The organism is Pseudarthrobacter sp. NPDC092202, assembly GCF_044755505.1.
In the GTDB taxonomy this organism is placed as follows: Bacteria; Actinomycetota; Actinomycetes; order Actinomycetales; family Micrococcaceae; genus Arthrobacter.
Genome location: NZ_JBIVRG010000016.1, coordinates 42,879 through 63,688, shown reverse-complemented (window position 1 = coordinate 63,688; position 20,810 = coordinate 42,879). Strand labels below are relative to the sequence as shown.

Annotated in this window: 16 protein-coding genes; 2 read left to right on the top strand and 14 right to left on the bottom strand. The window is 63.3% G+C overall.

Features of this window, described 5'->3' with window-relative positions:
- The first annotated feature begins 36 nt into the window (after window positions 1-36).
- Both ACIQF4_RS18690 and ACIQF4_RS18685 read left to right on the top strand, forming a co-directional pair.
- Complete coding sequence (locus tag ACIQF4_RS18690; RefSeq protein ID WP_400517272.1) at window positions 37-1,521, top strand: APC family permease; 1,485 nt, start codon at window positions 37-39, stop codon at window positions 1,519-1,521.
- Window positions 1,522-1,854, top strand: a complete 333-nt coding sequence (locus tag ACIQF4_RS18685; protein ID WP_400580017.1) for a helix-turn-helix domain-containing protein — start codon at window positions 1,522-1,524, stop codon at window positions 1,852-1,854.
- A gap of 317 nt (window positions 1,855-2,171) precedes the next feature.
- Here the strand turns inward: ACIQF4_RS18685 and ACIQF4_RS18680 are convergent, their stop codons facing one another.
- The 14 genes from ACIQF4_RS18680 to ACIQF4_RS18615 form a co-directional block, all read right to left on the bottom strand.
- Complete coding sequence (locus tag ACIQF4_RS18680; protein ID WP_400517273.1) at window positions 2,172-3,698, bottom strand: sensor histidine kinase; 1,527 nt, start codon at window positions 3,696-3,698, stop codon at window positions 2,172-2,174.
- A gap of 5 nt (window positions 3,699-3,703) precedes the next feature.
- Entirely contained in the window at window positions 3,704-4,444 is a 741-nt protein-coding gene (locus tag ACIQF4_RS18675) for a response regulator transcription factor (protein ID WP_400517274.1), read from the bottom strand.
- A 130-nt stretch (window positions 4,445-4,574) separates the two neighbouring features.
- A complete protein-coding gene (locus tag ACIQF4_RS18670) occupies window positions 4,575-6,167 on the bottom strand; it encodes a carbohydrate-binding domain-containing protein (protein ID WP_400517275.1) in 1,593 nt (530 codons plus the stop codon).
- Between the two features lie 46 nt (window positions 6,168-6,213).
- Window positions 6,214-6,999: a polyphosphate polymerase domain-containing protein gene (locus ACIQF4_RS18665; protein WP_400517276.1), complete on the bottom strand. Its 786-nt coding sequence runs from the start codon at window positions 6,997-6,999 to the stop codon at window positions 6,214-6,216.
- Entirely contained in the window at window positions 6,996-7,673 is a 678-nt protein-coding gene (locus tag ACIQF4_RS18660) for a DUF4956 domain-containing protein (RefSeq protein WP_400517277.1), read from the bottom strand. Before ACIQF4_RS18660 ends, ACIQF4_RS18665 begins: the two co-directional genes overlap by 4 nt.
- 75 nt (window positions 7,674-7,748) lie before the next feature.
- Complete coding sequence (locus tag ACIQF4_RS18655) at window positions 7,749-8,849, bottom strand: GtrA family protein (RefSeq protein WP_400517278.1); 1,101 nt, start codon at window positions 8,847-8,849, stop codon at window positions 7,749-7,751.
- Window positions 8,846-9,841, bottom strand: a complete 996-nt coding sequence (locus ACIQF4_RS18650; RefSeq protein WP_400517279.1) for a phosphodiester glycosidase family protein — start codon at window positions 9,839-9,841, stop codon at window positions 8,846-8,848. Before ACIQF4_RS18650 ends, ACIQF4_RS18655 begins: the two co-directional genes overlap by 4 nt.
- A gap of 394 nt (window positions 9,842-10,235) precedes the next feature.
- Window positions 10,236-10,784, bottom strand: a complete 549-nt coding sequence (locus ACIQF4_RS18645; protein ID WP_400517280.1) for a hypothetical protein — start codon at window positions 10,782-10,784, stop codon at window positions 10,236-10,238.
- Between the two features lie 517 nt (window positions 10,785-11,301).
- Complete coding sequence (locus tag ACIQF4_RS18640) at window positions 11,302-11,493, bottom strand: hypothetical protein (protein ID WP_400517281.1); 192 nt, start codon at window positions 11,491-11,493, stop codon at window positions 11,302-11,304.
- Window positions 11,494-12,088: 595 nt separating this feature from the next.
- A complete protein-coding gene (locus ACIQF4_RS18635; RefSeq protein WP_400517282.1) occupies window positions 12,089-13,816 on the bottom strand; it encodes a 3-ketosteroid-delta-1-dehydrogenase in 1,728 nt (575 codons plus the stop codon).
- Between the two features lie 106 nt (window positions 13,817-13,922).
- A complete protein-coding gene (locus tag ACIQF4_RS18630; RefSeq protein ID WP_400517296.1) occupies window positions 13,923-14,408 on the bottom strand; it encodes a helix-turn-helix domain-containing protein in 486 nt (161 codons plus the stop codon).
- Window positions 14,409-14,558: 150 nt separating this feature from the next.
- Window positions 14,559-16,007 (bottom strand): NAD-dependent epimerase/dehydratase family protein, encoded by a 1,449-nt coding sequence (locus ACIQF4_RS18625; RefSeq protein WP_400517283.1) that lies wholly within the window; start codon window positions 16,005-16,007, stop codon window positions 14,559-14,561.
- Complete coding sequence (locus ACIQF4_RS18620; RefSeq protein WP_400517284.1) at window positions 16,004-18,292, bottom strand: glycoside hydrolase family 3 C-terminal domain-containing protein; 2,289 nt, start codon at window positions 18,290-18,292, stop codon at window positions 16,004-16,006. The genes ACIQF4_RS18625 and ACIQF4_RS18620 overlap by 4 nt, the downstream gene beginning before the upstream one ends.
- Window positions 18,289-20,805, bottom strand: coding sequence for a glycoside hydrolase family 78 protein (locus ACIQF4_RS18615; RefSeq protein ID WP_400517285.1), 2,517 nt, complete (start codon window positions 20,803-20,805; stop codon window positions 18,289-18,291). The genes ACIQF4_RS18620 and ACIQF4_RS18615 overlap by 4 nt, the downstream gene beginning before the upstream one ends.
- Window positions 20,806-20,810 lie beyond the last annotated feature (5 nt).

Sequence of the window (20,810 nt, the reverse complement as noted above, 5' to 3'; positions counted from 1 at the left end):
ATCCTGTGGGCACACCCCGAACAGGAAATATTGCCTATGAAAGCCCTGCGCTTTGCCCTTAAGAATCCTCCCCATGTTCCAGCAGTGGCAGATCATTCACCGCTGGACGGTCTTGCACGGCGCCGATTGGGGATCGTCGACGCAGTCTCTCAATCCGTCGGTGCCATAGCCCCTACAGCAGGCGTGGCCACGATGCCAGCACTGGTCGCAGCTGCAGCCGGACCCGGGACCGCCCTGTCGGTGCTGCTTGCCACCGCCCTGATTACACTGGTCAGTTCGACCATCAGCCAGTTTGCCCGTCGACTCGCTGTAGCAGGTTCCCTTTACAGCTATGCAGCTCAGGCCTATAAGCCCTTTCCTGCGCTCCTCACCGGAGCTGCACTGCTGATCGGCTACAGTTTTGTGGCTATGTTTGCGATGGCAGGGGCCGGTATCTTTGCAGCCAACTGGGTCTTGCACCTGATCCCGGTCCCCGGGCCCACAGCTGTGTCAGTTGCGGCATGCACTCTTGCAGTGGCCGCCTTCAGCTTTTTCGTGATGCGACAGGGTGTGCGCGTTTCGAGCCGGACGACCCTGGCCGTTGAATGCGCCTCCGTTCTGTTGGTTTTGGTCCTGGTCATGATCTTGTTGGCCAAACAAGGCGTACAGCATGTGAACGTTTTTAATCTGGCAGGTGCGACGCCCTCGGGAATCGCGAGCGGAACCGTCCTGGCGCTGATGGCGTTCGTGGGCTTCGAGAGCGCCACCGTGTTGGGCGCAGAAACACGCTCTCCTCTAAAGACACTTCCAAGAGCACTCCTGTGGACCGTTCTGGCCACAGGGCTCTTCTTCCTGCTGACCACATACACACAGCTGGCCGGATTTGGGTGGCAGGACCAAGCGCTGGCGGCAAGCACAACTCCTTTTGTGGACCTCGCTACCGGGACGGGGATTCCTGGCTTGCTAAGCCTCCTCGACGCCGCGATCACGCTGTCGTTCGTTGCCTGCGCCCTGGCAAGCGTTACTGCACTGTCCAGGGTGTTGTTCACCATGGGCAGGGAAGGCGTCCTTCCTGCATGGTTCGGGGACGTTCACCCCCGATCAGGGACACCGCTGCGCGCGATCACTGTTGTCCTGCCCGTTACTGTGGCTGTTCCCCACTCGTTCCTGCTGGCCGGCTTCACCCCATGGGCCGTCATGAATACCCTCATCACGGCGGCCGCCGCAGGATTTATAACCGCGTACATCTTCCTCTGCCTGGCCCTGCCGCTTTTCCTGCACCGTATCGGCGAAATCACAGCCGTCCCTGTAGTGATAGCCCTGGTTACCGGTTTGATGTTGATATCAGCATTTGCCCTGTTTCTGACACGGACCTTCGAGAATGGCTACGGAGCTGGGGGCGTCGCTTTTCTCCTCGCCATGGCGCTCGTGAGCCTCTTGTTTTTCCTGAGGCGGCGTCCTGTTACTGCGGGCTTACCGGGCCCTGGCGTCTATGACACGCCGACAAAGCGTAATCTCCTCGGCGGGAAGGGAGAGGGCTGAGTGCCGCCCGGCTTCGACAATGTGGATTTACGGGCACGACAACCCAAGGCCGTCCAAAGTGCCTTCGCTGTCCTGGAAGAAGTCGCCCGCTGCGGTCCAGGCGTTACAGGACAACAGGTCGCGCAAAACCTTGCAATGCCAAGAGCCACTGCCTATCGATTACTGAATCTGCTCGTGCAGGACGAATACCTCATCCGAATGCCAGACCTAAGCGGCTTCGCCCTCGGCGGCAAAGTAGCGCTCCTGGCACGGCTTGCAGAGCAGGAGCAACGACCACAGCCGTCGCGTCCAGCACCAGCAACCTCTGCTGACGGTGAAACCAACCGCCGATAAGAAATATTCGGTCAGCCTATGGCGACGCCGGATGGGCCGTGACTGCAGTGCTTGCAGCAATCACTGAATTCAGCCGCCTCATGGACGCCGGGTTGGGGGTCAACTGGAAAAGTCGGCGTCCAGGTCTTCCATGGCCCCAAACCAGTGAGACCCTCCTCCGCCCGTTCACCTGGCATCCCGCGACTTGAAGCAGAAAAGTACTCGTGAACTGCGAAAATTCGTGCTGTTAACCGGTCGGGCTGCTGGCAATCCACCAAAGCCGCATGAATAGGAGTGCATCAAGCAGCCGCACCCAGTTTCACTCGAGATAGCAGGAATCACGCCCGCGGCAAGTCGCCCTGCTCGATGCGCGGGAGAGGTAGCTGCAAGGCGAACTGTGTCCGTCCCGGCTGCGACGCTACCGTTACCCGTCCGCCGTGGGCTTCCACAATGGATTGGACGATGGACAGGCCCAAGCCGCTAGTGCCCTCGGCCGCGGAGGCTCCGGCTTGGTCTCCCGAGCCTTTCCGGGCCGCGTCTGCGCGGGCAAAGCGTGAAAAGACATGGTCCACGAACTCGGCAGGGATGCCGCCGCCGTCGTCCGTCACCGTCACGATCGCCGCACCCTCGGGCGAGGTGCCGACGCCGGTCACCACGGTGGTGCCGGACGGTGTGTGCTTGCGGGCGTTGGAGAGCAGATTCATCAGCACCTGGCGCAGCTGCGAAACGTCGCCGTTGACTACCACCGGCTCATCGGGCAGCTCAAGGCGCCAGGTGTGTCCCGGGGCCATCACCTTCTCGTCACTGACGCTCTCCACCACAAGCTGCGTCAGGTCCACTTCGCTGAGCTTCAGCGGCTGCCCTTCGTCCAGGCGGGCGAGCAGCAGCAGGTCCTCCACCAGCGCCGTCATCCGCTCGGACTGGCTCTGCACCCTGGCCAGGGACTTCTCGCCATCCGGAGTGAAGTCCTCCGTCATCCTCATCAGCTCGGTGTAGCCGCGGATGGCGGTCAACGGGGTCCGAAGCTCGTGCGACGCGTCCGCCACGAACTGCCGCACCTTGGTCTCGCTCTTCTGCCGCGCCTGCAACGCGCTGGCCACGTTGTCCAGCAGGAGGTTCAGCGCGTAGCCGACGCTGCCCACTTCCGTTCCCGGATTGGAGTTCGACGGCGGCACTCGCACCGCCAGCGCCACCTCACCGGCGTCGAGGGGCAGCTGCGACACCCTGGTGGCCACCTCGGAGAGCTGCTCCAGCGGCTTCATGGTGCGCCGGATCAGCACGGTCCCGGCCAACCCCACCAGCAGCAGGCCGCCCAGCGAGACGAAGACGAAGGTCCATACCAAGGACGTGAGGGTGCTTTCCTTACCGGCGAGGGGAAGCCCAGTCACCAGGACATCCCCAAAATCGGTCTTGACCGCGACTAACCGGTAGTTCCCATTGGAGAGGGCGCGGTCCACCGGCTGCGGGTCAGTGCTGAGCGTGAGCAGGACCTGCTTGTCCCCGGTGGACAGCGGGGTCCGTGTGGTGTCCGGGGCCAGGAATCCGGCGCTGTTCACCTGGCCGTCGACCACGCGGGCGTTCAGGGTGCCCACGCTTTGGCCGCGCGCGTCGAGCGGGTCGCGGCCGTTGAAGCCGCCCATTGGGGGACGGCCGGGATCGTTGGACCGTGCCGCGGCCTGGCCCAGCTGGTCATCGAGTTGCCGCGTCAGGAAGGCGTCCATGGAGGCGTAGCTGACCACGCCGACGGCACCGCAGATGGCGATCAGCAAGACCATGGCCAGGAGGATCAGCCGGGTCCGGAGGTGCCAGGTGGCGGGTTTGAGCCAGCTCCGGCGATGGGACTGCGGAGCTTCGGGGGAGCTCATAGTGCCTACTCCGCCGGCTTGATGACGTAGCCGGCGCCGCGCACGGTGTGGATCATGGGCAGGTGCGCGGCGTCGATCTTCTTGCGGAGGTAGGAGATGTAGAGCTCCACGATGTTGGCCTGGCCGCCGAAATCGTAGTCCCACACCCTGTCCAGAATCTGTGCCTTGCTGATCACCCGCTTGGGGTTCTCCATCAGGTAACGGAGGAGCTCGAACTGGGTGGCCGTGAGCTGGACGTCCTCACCCGCCCGGGTGACCTCCCGGGTATCGACGTTGAGGACAAGGTCGCCCACCACCAGTTCGGCGGTGTCCATGGCGGCAACGCCGGAACGCTGCACCAGGCGGTGGAGCCTGAGGAGGACTTCCTCCATGCTGAACGGCTTGGTGACGTAATCGTCGCCACCGGCGGCCAGGCCCACGATCCGGTCCTGGATGGCGTCCTTGGCGGTAAGGAAGAGCGCAGGCACCTCCGGCGCGAAGGCCCGGATCCTGCCCAGCAGCTCCACGCCGTCGAACCCGGGAAGCATCACGTCCAGCACCAGCACATCCGGGCGGAAGTCTTTTGCAAGCTTCACGGCCTCTGGCCCGTCGGCGGCCACTGCCACCGACCAGCCGGCCATCCGCAGCCCCATGCTCATGAGTTCGGAGAGGCTGGGCTCGTCGTCCACCACCAGGGCGCGGATGGGGGAGCCGTCCGGGTGGGAGAGCGTGGGGAGGTTGTTGGTCATGGAGTGCGAAGTGGCCATGGGACAACTCTCCGATCGTTCGTTTAAGCCGGGCTAGCGTGTTCCTGTGCCCAGGCTGTGAATAGCTTAGCCAGCCGGCGCTTGCGGGGACGTACGGCCTGACATGCAAAAGGTCTCAGAGCGTATGAAGTTAGCGGCGCGGTCCGCCACCGCCGGGGCCCTGGGCTGCGGTGTACTGGCCGGCCGTGACCGTGCCCTGCTTTGTGGCGCCGTCCAACGAGCCTTCGCCGATGCCGGCGCTCACGGTTGCGGTGCCGCCGGTGTAGATGGTGTATTCCTGTCCTTCGGTGATGGCAGCAGAGGAGAACACCAGCGATGCGGTTGCCTTGGTGGTGACGAATGCCGCCACCACCGAGCCTGCGGAGTCGGCAATCTGAACCACGGTACCCGCGGCCACTGATGATCCAAGCGTGACCTGCACACCGGACTGAGTGGAGGATGAGCCCGGTGTAACCGCCATGCCAGCGCTTCCTGCTGCCGCCACGGTTCCGCCGGTAACGGCCAGCTCTCCGTTGACGTCGAGGGCGCCGTTGCCGTTGTTGGTGGGGCCGTTGACGACGACGGTGCCGCCGGAGATGCTGGCGTTGCCGTTGGAGTCCAGGCCGTCGCCCTGGGAGTTGATGGTCAGCAGGCCGCCGCTGACTTCCACGGTGTAATCGCCCGCGGCCATTTCACCGCCGCCCATACCCCCGCCCATCCCGCCTTGGGCAGAGGTGCCTGAGGAGGTGCTGCCGCCTGAGGCGTTCACGCCGTCGTCGTTGGCCGTGACGGTGGCGGTGCCGCCGGTCATGGTGATGTGCTGGGCTTCGAGGCCCTCTTCGGATTCCTTCACCGTGGTGGTGCCGGCTGCGATGGTGAGGGTGTTGAAGGCCTTGATGCCGTCATCACCGGCGCTAACGTTCAGGGTTCCGCCGTTGATCAGGACCCAGCCGCGGCCCTCGTCTTCCTCATTGTCCGACTTGAAGCCGTCGCCTGCTGCGGACACCTGGTAGGAGCCGTCAAGCAGGACTGCGTAGTCCTTGCCCACGATGCCATCGTCCGCTGCGTCCACGGTCACGTTGCCGGCTGCCAGGACCAGGCCGTCCTTGGCGGAAATGCCGTCGTTGTAGTTGCCGTCCACGGCCAGGGAACCGGTACCGGCGATGGTCAGGTCCGCCATCGAGTACAGCGCGGCGTTCGGCGCGTCCGTCGCCTGGTTCGCGTACGTGGAGGCATCGCTGAGGGAGTTGGACGTCCCGTCGTCGAGGTAGAGGATGGCTTCGTTGGCGCTTTGCACTACAAACGGGGAGCCGGTGGTGCTGGTGATGTCCGCGCCGTCGAGGATGATGCGGACCACGTCCTCTTCGCCGGCTGCCACCACGATCTGTCCGTCGGACAGTGAGCCGCTGAGGCGGTAGGTGCCGGCCGCAGTGATGGTGACGGTGCCGCCGTCGACCTTTACGGAGTCTGACGAGCCGGCTGTCACCGTGCTGGCACCATCGGCGAGGGTCACGGCTACTTCGGCGGCGGCGTCCCAGGTGAGGTCGTTGGCGTCGTAGTGGGTGTCGGCGGCCAGGGTGTCAAGGGAGACGGCCTGGGTGGTGCCGGAGGTGGTGGCAGAGGACGTGCCGGTGCCGCTGATGGCTGAGACGCCAGTGGGGGAGGTGGCTGCTGCCGAGCAGCCGGCTAGGCCGATCGTGATGGCGAGGGCCGCGACGGAGAGGTGGGTACGGAGGTTTTTCATGGCGGGTCCTTTGGAAAGTTGTGGGGAAAGAAGAAGAGGGAGAAGGCTAGGCGGAGGGGCGGAGGGACAGGCTGCGGCGCAGGGTCCGGTTCCAGCGGTTGGCGGGAAGGTCGGGACAGAGGGCGGCCATCCCGGTGGCGAATTTGGAGATCCGGGAGGGTCTGACGCCGTGGGCCCAGAGGTGCCGGTCGAGCGGGCCTGCGGTGGATCCCGATTTGGTTTCAAGGATCACGGCGTCATCGAGTACCCAAGGGGAGTGGTCGGGGCGCTGCCAGGTCACGTTGGTGTCGATGGTGGCCCGGCTTCCGGACTCCGGCAGGTACAGGGTGGTTCGGTTGTAGCGGGTTTCCAGCACTGGCCTGAGACGGCCGGAGGGCATGGCACCCACTGAGGCGGTGAGTGTTTCGCGGACGTAGTCCAGGCCCTCGGCGGTGAGCCGGGCGCGGTCTTCAAGGTGGTAAGGAATACGCTCTTTGACCGTTGCTTCGCGGGCGCCTTCGGTTTTAACCTCGAGGAAGCTCATGGCGCTGTCCACGTAGGTCCTGGTGCGGATCTTGTAGCGGCGGCGGCGGCCGCGGGCGGCGAGCAGGTAGCTGTCCAGGTTGGCGGTATCGAAGTAGACGGAGTCGTAGGCGAAGCTGCGGGAGCCATTCATTTCCAGCACCCGGACATCGGCCCGGAACGTGTCCAGCAGTTGGCGGGCGAGCCCTGCGGGAACCACGTACTTGCGGTCCACGCGGGTCTGGAGCGCGGCTTCGCTGTTGAGCTCTTCGAGCCCTACCGGGGGGAGGGAATGAAGGTTGCTGGTGACGTCTGTTCCGGTGGTGCTCATGCGGCGCCTGCCTGGGCCGTGCCGTGTGAGTAGCCGGGAGCCACGGTGCCCGGCTCAACGGATGCGTGTTCCGCCTGGCGGGGCACCGCCGTCGTGACGGCCGGGATGCTGGTGGGAGCGGTGAAGACGGCGGGGGAGTATGCGTACCGGACATCAACGATGGTTTTGTCGTTGACCAGGTCAAGTTCCTGGACGGTGGCGGAGTGGACCTTGCCGTGGAGTACTTCCTCGAGCCGGGCGTAGAGTTCGCCGTCCTCGGCGATGGCGCGGTCCAGGACCACGGTCTGGTGGCGGTGGGCCGGCAGGACGCGGGGGTGGTCTCCAACGAACATCACCAGCAGGATCAGGGCCATCAGCGATCCGGTCAGCCACAAGGGCTCGATGCCCAGGCCCGCGATCAGGCCGAGGGCCAGGGCTGAGAAGTAGTAGGCGACCTCGTGCTGGGCCAGCTCGGTGGAGCGGAGCCTAATGATGGACAGGACGCCGAAGAGCCCGAGTCCCAGGCCGAGTCCTGCGGCTGATCCGGACAGCGCGGTGGCGACAGCCAGGACTCCGACGTTCATGCCTAGGTAGGACACCACCAGGTCGCGGCGGCGGTGGCGGCGGAGGTACAGGGCGAAGGTCAGGAGGCTGATGGCCGCGAGGTCTGCAAGGATAAAAATGACTGAGTTCATGGGATTCTCCGGGATGTTTTTGGTGGGCTGGTCTTTACTTTCCGGGCCCATCCTGTGCAGGTGCTGTGCGGGAACCTAGCCGGATGTATGAGTGCGGACCGGCGCTTCACTGGATGTGTTGCCGGCCGCTTCAGCTGCTGGTTTGCGCGCGAAAAGCCAGCGCTGCTGCACCGCGAAGCTTGCTGCCAGCAGGACAATTTCGGCCAGGACCTTGGCCGGCAGTGCCAGCAGGCCGGCGGCTTCGAGGGCCCAGATCAGGCCGAAGTTCGCGGCCAGCAGCACGGCGGCCAGGCTGAAGTAGCGCAGCCCCGTAGCCGTGGCGCGCTTGTCCCTGCCGTGCTCGAAGACCACATTCCGGTTGACCATAAAGTTCACGCCGGCGCTCACCGCGCGGGCGCCCAGCACTGCCAGGAGCAGGGAATCGACGAGCAGTGTGAGCAGCAGGAACAGCACGGTGTCCAGCAAGAAAGCCGTGAAGGATGAAGCCAGGAACTTTAGCAGCGGCGCGTAGATCCGCACCGAATCTGCCACCGGCCGGAAGTGCGATCCGGAGTTGTGGTCAAGGTAGACAGTGGCGATGTGGACTGACCGGATGGAATAGCCCGCGTGCCTGGCTTCGAGCAGCAGGTTCAACTCGTACTCGTAGCGGTCGCCGCGGACCGACCTCAGCCAGGGGATCATCGTGGCCGGGTAGCCGCGGAGGCCGGTCTGGGTATCGGGGATATGCTCGCCGGTTGCTAGGGTGAAGAGTGCCTTAGTGGCGTTGTTGCCCAGCCGGGATCGCGCAGGGACCTGCCCGGTGAAGGACCGGCTGCCCAGGATCATGGTGGCCCAGGTCCTTGTACCGGCGCGGTTCTGTTCGAGGACTTCCGCCACCCGCAAGATGTCCACCACTGTGTGCTGGCCGTCGCTGTCGGCGCAGACCACGTCATGGTCTGGGAGGTTGTCGGCAATGAAGCCGAAACCTGTTTTGAGGGCAAAGCCTTTGCCGCGGTTGCGCCCATAACTGATGACGTGGCAACCAAGTGCCCTGACGTCGTCGAACACGTCCCGGTATTGCGGGCCGCTGCCATCGTCCACCACCACTATGGGAACATGCGGTTCCGTGGCACGGATGCTGTGGATAAGTGCAGGCAGCTGATGGTCCGGTTCGTAGGCCGGGATCAGGATGATCATGACGTGCCCTGGCCCGCGATGTAGAGGATGTCCGAGGTGCCGCGTTCCTTGTTCTCACCCAGTGGGTTGTTCACCAGCCCGCCGTTGAAGTACATGGTGGACGAGCCGCCGCCGTCGATGTTGTAGGCGGTGGTGGCGCCCAGACCCTGCATGATTTCGGCCAGGCCGGTCATGGTGACGCCGGCGCTGTAACCGGGGCTCCGGCCGTCCACCACCACGAACACCAGGTGGTTTTGGTCGATGATGCCGACGGCGGTGCGCGGCTGTTCGCCCTGGATCGAGTGGTTGCCGAAGTTGGTATCCACCTCAACGTCCTCGATGCCCTCGGCCACCTCGCCGTTGTCCAGGAGGGACGGTCCGAAGGAGAGGGTGTTCCAGACGCCGTCGGCCAGCAGCTGCTCGGCGGTGGTGGTGGTTTCGTCGTACACCTTGACGGTGCCGTCGCGGTAGAAGGCCAGGCCTTGGCGGGCGCCTTCATCCCGGAAGGCCACGCCGTTGCGGATTAAGATGCCGGTCTCGCGGAAGCCGTAGTAGTCCCCGTTGACGGCGAAGACGGCGTTGTTAGCCTCGGCGATCGCCGAGGTGGTTTCGGTGATGTTCTCACCGAAGCTGTCATTGGCGAACGCTGACTGAAGGGTGGTGGCATCATCGAGGACGACGTCGGCAACGTAGTAGGTGACCGTACTGTCGCCACTGCCGGTGACCACTGTGGAAATGGTGATGTTCGAGGATTCGGAGGAGTAGGTGGTGTCCGTGGTGACGGCAGTGGCGGAGGCAGTGTCGTCCGTCGTGCTGGTGGAGGTTCCCGTGGAAGTGCCAGCCTGGCTGGCCTCATAGGCGGAGACATCAGAGATCTCCACGTGCTGGACAACGAAACGGTCCAGAGCCCATGCGGTGGCGCCGCCGGCTGAAAGGGTCAGGGCCACGGCCCCTGCGACGACGGCGTGCCGGAAGCGGCCACCTTTACGAGATTTGGTTTGCTCACGAGTCATGCCTCATTTCTAGGCAGGACACTTAGCAGAGGGATTTGCCGGGCATGTGTGGAACCTGTGAAACGAGCTTGCTGAGGGGATCTGCTGTATAGCGAAACAGGCCGAAACCATATGTGATCCTGCGCTGCAAGGGTGTTGATCATCGCCTCTTTGAATACGACCTGGACGAGTCGCTGTACGACCCACTTCGCAACCGCACGCCGTCCGTGGATGACAGCGACGGCGCTCAGGCAGCGTACGAAGGAACCAGCACGGACACCGCGCCGCACTGCAGGATGCGAAGGCACCTGCACAGTGCGATCTGTTAGATGTGATCCGCAGGGTGTAATCACAAGGAAGTCCCCGGGAACCATTCCCGGGGACTTCCTTGTATTGCGGGCTTTTGGGCGCCGGGTCAACGGCCGGCAATAACCCCGTTCTGCACTGCCTTGGTGACGGCATCGGCCTCAGCCTGGGTCAGTTTGCCATCCGTCACCGCCTGGTCCAGCCGGGTTTTGAGGGCTGCGGCCTTCTCCGCCTGCCGCTCGCTGCGCAGCTCCTCCAGCGCCGCAGTCACTCTGGACTCCTCGATGCCCAGCGACTCGGCAAGCGACGTGGCTAATGCGGCGTCACGGGTGGCGGAGTCCGGTTTAGTGCCTTCCGTCGGCGGCGTGGCAGGTTTGTTGGCTTCCCTGAAGGCTTGGAGCGCTTCCGTGACCTTTGCTTCGTCAACCCCGAGCTTTTCCGCGAGCACGGATGCCTGCGCCACGCCGCGTTCGCCGCCGCGGCCGCCGTGCTTACCCATGCCCTGTTCCGTGCTGCCGTCGGCAGAGGCGCTGCTGCTCGCGCTCGGTAAAGGAGCCGGCGTGGTGGTGGCGGAGGCCATCCCAGCGACTCCAAGTCCGGCACTGAGGGCCAAAGCCGTAGCTGATAGGCCGAGGGTCATTTTCTTTGTGCGTGACATGCGTTTGTCTCCTGAATCCGCCGTCATGGACGGCTGCTGTCGGTTTGTCTCCCTAGAGACTTTTCAAGCATCGGAAAACAGCTTCTGGAGAACCTTTCGGGAACCTTTCATTCAGCTGTGAAAAAAGCTTGCTCAGACTGCAAAGTCGCACGTAAGCAAGAGCATGACCCCGCTGGCCATCACCCGAAGCCCTGAATCTGCTGCCCAAGGGCCCGGGCAATTTCACGGCGGAGGCTGCTGGGATATCCGGCCGCACGTTCTTCAACTAACTTCAGCAGGCTTCACAGAAATGCCCCCTCTGACCGTGCGGAAACGTCAAATACGTCGCGAGGCCGGGAGTTCTCCCACCTGCTTCTACTCCCACGCTGCAAAACGCCGATAACGGATATTCCGTCAACCTGCCACGGCCGGGAACCCTGCTGCTGATGGATATTTTCGGTGTAGCTCAGCATTTAGACAGCGCAGACCTCTGCACCCAAACTGTGGATTGGGCGAACATCAGGCGGCGTCTACTGCCCTATCTCTTGGTAAGCCAGGCCATCGCCTCGTCGATCGACGTGAAGTACCGGGTGGCGCATGAATGATTGTGGCGTGAGCTGTAGAACCTGGCTATGACTTCGTCAACGGGAGAGGCTCCGACGAGTGCCATCCGCGCGAGTGGCCAGGGCTCTGAAAACATCTCCGTGGCACGGCGATCGATCCACTTCATGCTGGCCATTTCGACCAACATTGGAAGGGCGCGACCTGAACTTAACTCGGTAGCGCGTGTCTTCAGAGCCTTCGCGTCGGATTCCGTGACGACCGCTCCGGGTGCCCACCGCACATGCAAGACGTCCTGGCTGGAAAGCGCAGTAGTCACAGTGGAGGGCTCTTGCCCTCTGGATTCCATGACGCCTCCTAAGGGTCGGTGTGCAACGCCCCGGCAGCGTCGCATTCAGGAAGTCAAGAGAGGCTAACAGAAGGACCCATTTCCGGGGAACTGCTGACTCTGGACCGTATCAAGCAAAGGCGGAACGCGGCGTGTCAGGTTGGGGGTGTTCCCTACTTGGACGAGAATCAGATGCTCATTCAGCAAGCAGCCGCCTATAGCCAGCAAGCGCCTACATTATTGACGCGAATCGGTTGACGGTGCTCCCTGTGAACAACAAAGGCTGCCGCCGAGGGAAATGCCGGTATCGGGATCTCCTGGCCACCCTCAAAACCTTTAGGGTTAACGGAACTGCCAGATATTTCCTCGTTGGAGTGACAAGCCCTGAGCCAGGTCTGTGGGTAGGTGTCCTCGGCCCCGGTGTTGTGATGGTTGCTTACCTGCTGTGAACAGCGTGCTGCGCTGCAATGTGCCCGAAGACCAAACCTTGCCCGATGGTGGCGCCCGCGCCCGGATAGCTCTTTCCGAAAGCGTTCGCGGCGGTGTTGCCGATGGCGTACAGCCCGGGGATGGGCTTGGCATCTGAATCGAGGGCACGCCCGGACTCGTCGGCGGTGATACCGCCGCAGGTTCCGAGGTCGCTCAAAACGACTTTCACCGCGAACAGCTTGCGCTGGTTTAGGGGCCGAAGGTTTGGGTTCGGTGTCATTGTCGGGTCACCGTAGTACCTGTCGTAGGCGCTGTTGCCCCGTCCGAAGTCATCGTCAATCCCGAGGGCAGCTGCGTGATTGAAGCGGGTACCTGTTGCTTGCAGCGCTTCCTCGGGTACCGACATGGCGTGAGCCAGGTTCGCCCAGGAAGATCCCCGGACCGCGATTCCGTTGCGGTACCAGGATGCCGGGAGCTTCATGCCCGGGAATACGGTGCCTGCGAGCAGGTAGCTGTTGCGGTACTCCTGATCGAAAATGAGCCACATCTGCCCGACCGGACGTCCTTGTTTCTCCCGCTCGAGGACGCGCTGGCCGAAGGACATGTAGTCCTGGGCTTCGTTCGTGAACCGGCGCCCTGTCGAATCAACCATGAACGAACCGGGAAGGGAGCGCTCGGCCAGAAGCACTGACGGGGCGCCATCTCCGATCGGGGCAATTGCAGGGAACCACCAGGCCTGGTCGAGCAGGGACGTCGTTGCTCCGCAGGACTTCGCGGCAGCGATGGCGTCGCCGGTATTCCCGTCGGCACCCAGGCTCCAGGGGCCCAGCGTTGCCGTTTGTTCCTGTCGGCGCATCTCAAGGTCGTGGTCGAATCCTCCGGCGGCAAGAATGACGCCGTGCCTTGCCTGAACCGTATATTCGTGGCCGCCGGAAGAGACGATCGCGCCGGTAACGCGGCCTTGATTGGTGAGCAGCCGGACCAGGGAAGTTTCGGTCCAGACCGGGATTCCGGCCCTCAGTACGCCGGCGTAGAGGCCAGCGGCCAGCGCCTGTCCGCCCGCAGCGTATTCCCTGCCCAGAATGGCACCACCGATGCCTTGGATCGCGCGGAGGACAGCAAGCTTGAAACCCTTGGTGGGGACTTTGGTCAGCAGGTTAAGCCACTTGTAGTCACCGCCGGTGACGGGCATCGGCAGGGGAGCCTCCATGATGCCCCCGCGGAGTTTGGCCCTGTGCGGACCAAGCCGGCGCAGGTCGAAGGGGCGGCATTCGCAGCTGCGGCCGACCGCAGATCCGCCGGGCTTTTCAGGGTGGTAGTCGGAATAGCCTTTGGCCCAGGTGAACTTCATTGGCGTGGTCCTCTGCAGCATTGCCAACGCTTCGGGGCCGTAGGCAAGGAAGTTGTTCCATCGCTGTGCGGGGGCGTCGTCACCAACAACAGCTGCAAGATAACGGGCGGCAGAGTCGTGGGATGTTTCTGCGCCCTTGGCAGCCAGGACATGGTTTCCCGGGATCCAGAAGGCTCCCCCGGAGCGTGCCGTTGATCCGCCGATGACAGCGGTTTTCTCAATGACGAGCACGGAGCTGCCTGCCTCATGGGCGCTGAGCGCGGCCGCCAGCCCGGTCCCGCTTCCTACCACCAGGATGTCTACTTCTGCCGGTCCGGGTGCGGAGTCTGGGGCTGGCGTTATGCCGGTTGACCTGATCTTCGTAACGGTGTCGTGAGCTGCCATGTTGAAACTCCCTCTAGGACCTTTCACGCCAAGGTAGGGCGTGCTAGTTCGTAACTTGCGGATCACTCATTAGGTATGGGTGAAACTGGATTTCCGGGAAATCGCTTTAGTCAGCCGTACTAAGTGTTACTGCGGTTGTCTCACTGATATCGATCAGTCGCCGGCCCATGCCACCGTCGGTCCAGATCCAGAAGCAGGACTTGTCAGGCATGATCACGTCAATGGTTCCGCTGAGTTTCTCTGGGCCAATTTGCAAGCTCAAGTGGGCGCCGGGTTTGAGGTCCTCCACATTCTGGCTTTCGGGTGAAGGGGCGGCGGGTGTTTGAACGGCTGGGGGTTCTACGATGGTGCCGGGTACGTCAGTGTCATCCTCTTTGTGTTTATGGGATTCGTCCATGCTGCCCTCGTGGGGCTTGGAGTTGACCGAACCCAATGCACGCAGCGCCTGCGCGTGTGGGTCCGGTTGGAAGTCCAGTTCCAGCGCAATGTGCTGCACATGTTCCCTTGTTCTTGGGGCCACAAGGTGGGGGTGATTAAGGACGTTGGAGACTGTAGCGATGGAGACGCCGGCCGCGTTGGCGACATCGCGCATTTTCACGGCTGATTCTCGGAGTGCGGGCTGGGATCTGGGGCACATCGGAGGCTCCGTTATAACAAAGGGATTTGGGTTTGGGCGGAAAAGACTGTTGAGGGTGCCCTGCTCTGTCCTTGGAGCTGACTGCGAGCACCCTCGACGGGCCTTTCAGACTTTGACTGGAACTTGGGTTTCCAGTTGGGCAAGGAACTTGTTCCGCGTGGCCTGGTTTTTGTAGTCAGCAGGTTTTTTGATGCATTCTGGGCACCAGTGACCGGCCGTGAGGATGAGCCGAGGGCTGCCGTGGAAGGTGTGTCCGGCGGCGCATTCCCATGCCAGGGGTGTTGAGAAATTCCCTTGGGTCATGGTCGTGGAGACCAGCCTGCCACCACGGAAGTCTGCTGCATCTTTCATGTCCGCAATGGTCCAATCGGCCCGGTCCTTGAACTCGTCGTAGCCGTGGTTGAGGTACAGGGGTGTCCTGTCTGGCCGAGGCGGCCAGAACGTGGACCAGTCGCCGATGCTTTCCCATTCCTGCTTGGACCCAAAGTAGGCGTTGATCTTAGCGGTGTCGTTGGCTTCGATCCATGCCATGGTGCCCCGCGGCTTTTTGGTCAGTGGCTTCATCACGAGGTGCTTGATCAGCGGAGCAGGGATCTTTCCTGCAAGCCGAACCGCTGCCGGTGCTGCCGCCACGGCCCGGTCCAATGCCGCCTGGAACGTATCTTCCCGGAAGGGTACGAGAGATTCGAGCAGGTCGGAGTCGGTGTACCAGAACCCGTGAAAGTTGCCGGTGGCGAACCAGTTCCGGTCGTACCATTTTCGGGCGTCCTTGACTCCCATGGCCGCGGTCATGCTGGTTTGCAGGTCCCAGTTGGTGAGGCGCCATGATTCGCCGCCGCCGATGTTGTAGATCCCGCCCCAGAACTGCTCGGGTACGCCATCTTCGCAGATATTGGCCAGCAGCCGGGAGGCGTCCTCGACAGAGACCCATTCCAGGACTCCGCCGAAGGGGGTGTGGGTCATGATGGGGTCACGGATTTCCAGGATGCCGGGGTGGAAGATGCCGGTCTGGCGCAGCGAGGCGAAGTTCTTGAGCCCAGAGTCGATCAGCTCGCGCTCTGCGACGACTTTGCTTTGCCCGTATTCGTCGTAGTGGGATACGCGCAGGGGGTCACCGATGCGTCCCCAGTGGTTGGGCGGGTTCCGGTCCCCGCTTTGGGCGACGGTGCCGATGGTCACCAGCCGGACGGCATCGGGATCCGGCTGGCTTTTGACGGCTTTGATGATGTTCCTCGCGCCGCCGACGTTGACTTTGTGAGCCAGCTCGGGGTGGTCGTCGGCAAATGGTGAGACGACGGCGCCGGTGTGCAGGACGTAGTCTGCGCCGGTGACGCAGGAGAGCACGGTGGGGTAGTCCGTAAGGTCGCCGTAGACGACGCTGAGGTTTTCCATGTCTTCGAACTTGCGGATGACCGCGGTGTCCTTCGGTGTGGGAAGGACCAGGGCGAGGACGTCGAACCGGTCACTGCGCTGGGCGAATTCGCGCAGGATGTACTGTCCCCAGTTACCGGTGGCACCGGTCAGGAAGATTTTCTTTTTCCGTCCTTGCATCATCTGACCGGTGTCTCCTTGGTGGCATGGATCAGCTGTTCCAGGGCTTCCGCGGGGATGCTGACGCCGGGGAACTTGGCGAATTGGTTCATCGGCATGGAGTACGCCATTTTCAGTCCGTCCTCCATCCCTTCGGCCACGGCACGCTGCTCCTCGGTCAGAGACGCGGTGATGCCCTGGATGAGCAATGGGCCGGCCACCGGGTGGGTAAACCATTCCTCGACCGTGGACGTGAGGCTCAGCGGGGAGGGGCGTGATGCGTCGCCGTGCAGGCTGATCGCTGTGCGGGCTGTGATATCGCTGGCGCTGCGGCCCAGTTCGATCGCATATTCGCCCGGTGTAACGGCCCAGCGGCTGTCGGTGATGTCGTAGTATGCGAAGGCGCGGCGGTCGAGTTCAAAGGTGATCGTCCGGGACTCGCCCGGTTCGAGCGTGACCTTTTGGAAGGCGCGAAGTTCCCGTACAGGTGTACGGACAGGTCCTTGTGGTGCTGCCACGTAGATTTGGACGACGTCGGCCCCGGCGCGGTCTCCCGCGTTCGTCACGGTCACCTCAACCTTTGCCGTATCGGTGCCAAGCGCAGATGCGCTCAGATCGGAGTAGGTGAAGGTGGTGTAGCTGAGGCCGTGACCGAAGGCATAGCGGGCGGGGACGTCGACGGTTTCGTGGTAGCGGTAGCCAACCAGGACGCCTTCACCGTAGCGGACGTGCCCGGCCTCGCCCGGGAAGTTAATGAACGAGGCGGTGTCGTTGAGCCGGTAAGGGATGGTCTCGGCGAGCCGGCCCGAGGGGTTGGTGCGGCCGGTGAGGACGTCGGCGAGGGCGCCGCCTCCTGCTTGGCCGAGTGCCCATCCCTCGATGATGGCGTCGACGTCGTCGTGCCAGGGCTCCAGGGTTACCACTCCGCCGTTGGACAGGACAACAACCGTGCGGCTGCTGGCGGCAGCGACGGCCTGAATGAGGGCAACGTGGTCCGCGGGCAGGTCGAGGTTGGTGCGGTCAAATCCTTCGGACTCTTCCTTCTCGTCCAAGCCGACGAAGACGATGCTGATGTCGGTGCGCCGGGCCAGGTCGACAGCTTCTTCCCGCAGGAGGGCAGAGGCTTCCGTGCCGGCGTCACCGTAACCTGGGGCGTAGTGCACTCTGTCACCGCCCAGTGCCGTGCGGAGTTCTTCGAGGGGGATGTCGACGAGCGTGGGATTGACGTGGGAGCTTCCGCCGCCCTGATAGCGCGGTTTCTCGGCGAACTCGCCGAGGACTGCAACGTTGACGCCGGGCCCGAGGGGGAGCGTGGTGCTTTCGTTGCGGAGCAGGACGATGGAGTTCGCGGCCGCGCGGCGTGCAAGGGCATGATGGGCTTGGATGTCGATGGCAGCAACATCGGTGTCATCCAGTGCTGTGAGCTGCTGCAGCGCCGCGATCCTCTTGGCACTGGTGTCAAGGTAGCTGGGGTCGAGGCTGCCGTCGTTGACTGCGGCGATGATTTCGGCGGTGGTGGCGCCGTCGGTGCCGGGCATCTCAAGGTCAAGGCCTGCCTTTAGAGCCGCAACCCGGTTACTGACCGCGCCCCAGTCGGAAACAACGGCCCCCCTGAAGCCCCATTCCTTGCGCAGGACGTCGGTGAGGAGCCACGTGTTTTCTGATGCGTATGTGCCGTTGATGCGATTGTAGGAGCACATGACGGTGGTCGGGCTACTGTCCCTGACCACGCGTTCGAAGGCCGGGAAGTAGATTTCGCGCAGGGTTCGCTCGTCGACATCGGAGCTGACGCGCATGCGGTCGGTTTCCTGGTTGTTGGCGGCGAAGTGTTTGACGGATGTACCGATGCCCTGGCTTTGGACGCCACGGACCCAGGCGGCGCCCAGTACGCCGCTGACGAGCGGGTCTTCAGAGAGGTATTCGAAGTTGCGTCCGCACAGCGGAGAGCGCTTGATGTTGACTGCCGGTCCGAGGAGGACGTTCACTCCGAGGGCACGGGCTTCACGGCCCAGCGCCTGGCCGACTTCTTCGGCAAGTTCCGGATCCCAGCTTGACCCCAGTGCGGTTCCGGGAGGGAAGCAAGTAGCGGGCTGGCTGCCGTGGAGGCCCAGATTGTCGGAATCCCCGGTTTGGCGGCGGACTCCGTGGGGGCCGTCGGTCAGAACCATCGAGGGGATTTCGCCGGCGGCGGCCGTGGACCAGAAATCTTTCCCTGACAGAAGTGCTGCCTTCGTTTCCAGGCTGAGGTCCGACACGATTTTCGAGGTTTCTGCCCCTGTGTTCTCGGTGCTGGTGGCAGGTGCGGTCATGCTGGTACCTCGTTCTTCGATGTCAGGACTTTTTCCAGGGCTTCGGCGAGCCCGGCCGGGCTCATGGGAATCATCCCGAGCATGTCCCTGATGCTGATGTTCTTTGCGTCCGGGTTGTTGGCGTCCAGCGGGACCCCGGGGAAGAAGGAGGCGAAGGTTTCCGTGAAGCTGTCCCACAGGTCCTGGTCCTGGGCGAGGACGCCGAAGGTGGTGTCCAGGCTGTATTCAGGGGTCTCGTCGTACTCTGCCGGAAGTTCGTAGCTCCAGTGGTGTTGTCCTGCCCCGACCTCCACTTCCAGGTTTTCCGGGTGCAGCGGAAGGACGACGTTGGCAGTTGTTCCCTCCGGAACAGTGATGTCGAGCGTGACACTGTCGTTGGCAATGCGCCAGGAGACTGCCGCTTCACCTTGAGGTGTGAGGTGTCGTGCCGAGGCGCTGGTGAGGTTCCCGCCGGGTTTGGGGGCGAAGGTGATCCGTTTGTAGCCGGGTTCTGCAGGTGCGAGGCCGGCAACGGTGCGGTGCATCCAGTCCGCGACAGCGCCGAGGGCGTAGTGGTTGAAGGAGGTCATGCCTCCGGGGTTGATGGTGCCGTCGGGGCGCATGGAGTCCCAGCGTTCCCAGATGGTGGTGGCGTCCATGGTCACCGGGTACAGGAATGAGGGGCATTCGGTGTTGAGCAGGAGCTTGTAGGCGTCGTCGAGGTGCCCTGTCTGCATGAGCGCGTCGCATAGGACGGGTGTGCCGACGAATCCAGTGGAGATCGTGTGCTTGGCCTTGGTGACCAGGTTGGCCAGCATTTGCCCCGCGCGTTCCTTTTGTCCCGGGCTTAGGATGTCGAAAGTGATGGCTAGGGCGTAGGCGGTGGCAGAGTTGTTTGCGAGACGTCCGGAAGGGGTGACGTACTCGTCCAGGAAGGCTTGCTTGACCTTCGCGGCAAGGTTGGAAAACCGGGCCTCATCTTCGCTGTTGCCGAGCAGGGCCGCGGTTTTGGCCATCACATCCGTGACGCGGCAGAAGTACGCGGCAGCCACCAGGTGTGATTCTGTTTTACCGCCGGACGGGTTTTCCGGCGGGGCATCGGGGTCGAGCCAGTCCCCGAACTGGAATCCGGTGTCCCATAGACCGTTCGGGCTCAGCAGCCCTTCAACCTGAGTGGTGAAGTCGGCCATCGAAGGGTAGGCGTCGGTGAGGATCTGCTGGTCCCCGTAGGCCTGGTAGAGGGTCCAGGGCAGCAGTACCGCGACGTCGGACCAGACAGCGGTGGTCATTGGGGCTGCGTGGGTCTGGAAGTCCGGGACGACCATGGGGACGTAGCCCTTGTGTTTCTGTTCCAAGGCCAGGTCACGCAGCCAGGACCCGAGAACGCCGCGGACGTCATAGAGGTACGCGGCGGTGGGGCCGAAGACGTTGATGTCTCCGGTCCAGCCCAGGCGTTCGTCCCGTTGCGGGCAATCGGTGGGGAGGCTGACGAAGTTGCCCTTCATGGACCACACAGTGTTGCTGTGCAGCTGGTTCAGCAGGGGATTGGAGGATTCGAACCAGCCCGTGCGCTTCATGTCGGTGTGAATGACGACGGCGGTGAGCTTGTCCGCGGTCAGCTCCCCGGGGTAGCCCTCAATTTCGGCGTAACGGAAGCCGTGGAAGGTGAAGCGCGGTTCCCAAGTCTCTGGCCCGCCACCGCGCAAGGTGTACTTGTCAGTTGCTTTGGCGGTGCGCAGGGGGCGGACGCCCAGCTCCCCGTCCTCCAGGACCTCGGCGTGGCGGAGCGTGACGGTGGTCCCTGCCTCGCCGTCGACGGTCAGCCGGATCCAGCCCACCAGGTTCTGCCCGAAGTCGGCGATGGTCTTCCCCGAGGGGGTAGTGATAAGCCGTTGCACACCGACTTCCTCGATGCGTCGGACCGGCTCCTTTGTCGGGGCCTCCAGTGTGTCCAGATCCCAGTCCATGGTCTCCACCTCAGCCCAGGCAGAGGCGTCGAATCCTGGTTCCGACCAGCCGGCAATTTCTTGGCGGGCGTCGTAGTGTTCGCCGTCGTAGATGCTGTCAAACAGGACGGGCCCGGGCGTGGTGCAGAACTCCTCGTCCGTGGCGATGATCTCGGTGTGGTCCCCGTGGTCGAGCTCGAGCTGCATGAACAGCCCTGGCCGGTCCGCGAAGATGTTCTTGGTGGGTCCCGCGCCCTCCCACCCGAGCCTGCCCCGGGCCCATCCTTCGCCGACCATCGCACCCAAGGTATTGGCACCGTTGTTGATCAGTTCGGTGACGTCATGAGTGCTGTAGTTCAGCCGGTGGCGGTAGGTGGTCCAGCCGGGGGCGAGGATTTCGTCACCGACCCGCTGGCCGTTGAGGTAGGCCTCGACAATCCCCAGTGCCGTCACGTGCAGAGTCGCCCGGCGGACGGGGGAGGAGCTGAAATCGCGGCGGAACAGGGGAGCCGGCTCGGGATTCCCGGACGGGGCATCGGACGTTACTGGGGCTATGAACCTGGCGGTCCAGGGCAGGGAGTGGCTCATGGGAG

Excerpts from the sequence above, each read along its gene's own strand:
- ACIQF4_RS18690 (WP_400517272.1), top strand. The coding sequence starts at position 37 with ATGAAAGCCCTGCGCTTTGCCCTTAAGAATCCTCCCCATGTTCCAGCA.
- ACIQF4_RS18680 (WP_400517273.1), bottom strand. The coding sequence starts at position 3,698 with ATGAGCTCCCCCGAAGCTCCGCAGTCCCATCGCCGGAGCTGGCTCAAA.
- ACIQF4_RS18675 (WP_400517274.1), bottom strand. The coding sequence starts at position 4,444 with ATGGCCACTTCGCACTCCATGACCAACAACCTCCCCACGCTCTCCCAC.
- ACIQF4_RS18670 (WP_400517275.1), bottom strand. The coding sequence starts at position 6,167 with ATGAAAAACCTCCGTACCCACCTCTCCGTCGCGGCCCTCGCCATCACG.
- ACIQF4_RS18665 (WP_400517276.1), bottom strand. The coding sequence starts at position 6,999 with ATGAGCACCACCGGAACAGACGTCACCAGCAACCTTCATTCCCTCCCC.
- ACIQF4_RS18660 (WP_400517277.1), bottom strand. The coding sequence starts at position 7,673 with ATGAACTCAGTCATTTTTATCCTTGCAGACCTCGCGGCCATCAGCCTC.
- ACIQF4_RS18655 (WP_400517278.1), bottom strand. The coding sequence starts at position 8,849 with ATGATCATCCTGATCCCGGCCTACGAACCGGACCATCAGCTGCCTGCA.
- ACIQF4_RS18650 (WP_400517279.1), bottom strand. The coding sequence starts at position 9,841 with ATGACTCGTGAGCAAACCAAATCTCGTAAAGGTGGCCGCTTCCGGCAC.
- ACIQF4_RS18645 (WP_400517280.1), bottom strand. The coding sequence starts at position 10,784 with ATGTCACGCACAAAGAAAATGACCCTCGGCCTATCAGCTACGGCTTTG.
- ACIQF4_RS18640 (WP_400517281.1), bottom strand. The coding sequence starts at position 11,493 with ATGAAGTGGATCGATCGCCGTGCCACGGAGATGTTTTCAGAGCCCTGG.
- ACIQF4_RS18635 (WP_400517282.1), bottom strand. The coding sequence starts at position 13,816 with ATGGCAGCTCACGACACCGTTACGAAGATCAGGTCAACCGGCATAACG.
- ACIQF4_RS18630 (WP_400517296.1), bottom strand. The coding sequence starts at position 14,408 with ATGCGCGATGTCGCCAACGCGGCCGGCGTCTCCATCGCTACAGTCTCC.
- ACIQF4_RS18625 (WP_400517283.1), bottom strand. The coding sequence starts at position 16,007 with ATGATGCAAGGACGGAAAAAGAAAATCTTCCTGACCGGTGCCACCGGT.
- ACIQF4_RS18620 (WP_400517284.1), bottom strand. The coding sequence starts at position 18,292 with ATGACCGCACCTGCCACCAGCACCGAGAACACAGGGGCAGAAACCTCG.
- ACIQF4_RS18615 (WP_400517285.1), bottom strand. The coding sequence starts at position 20,805 with ATGAGCCACTCCCTGCCCTGGACCGCCAGGTTCATAGCCCCAGTAACG.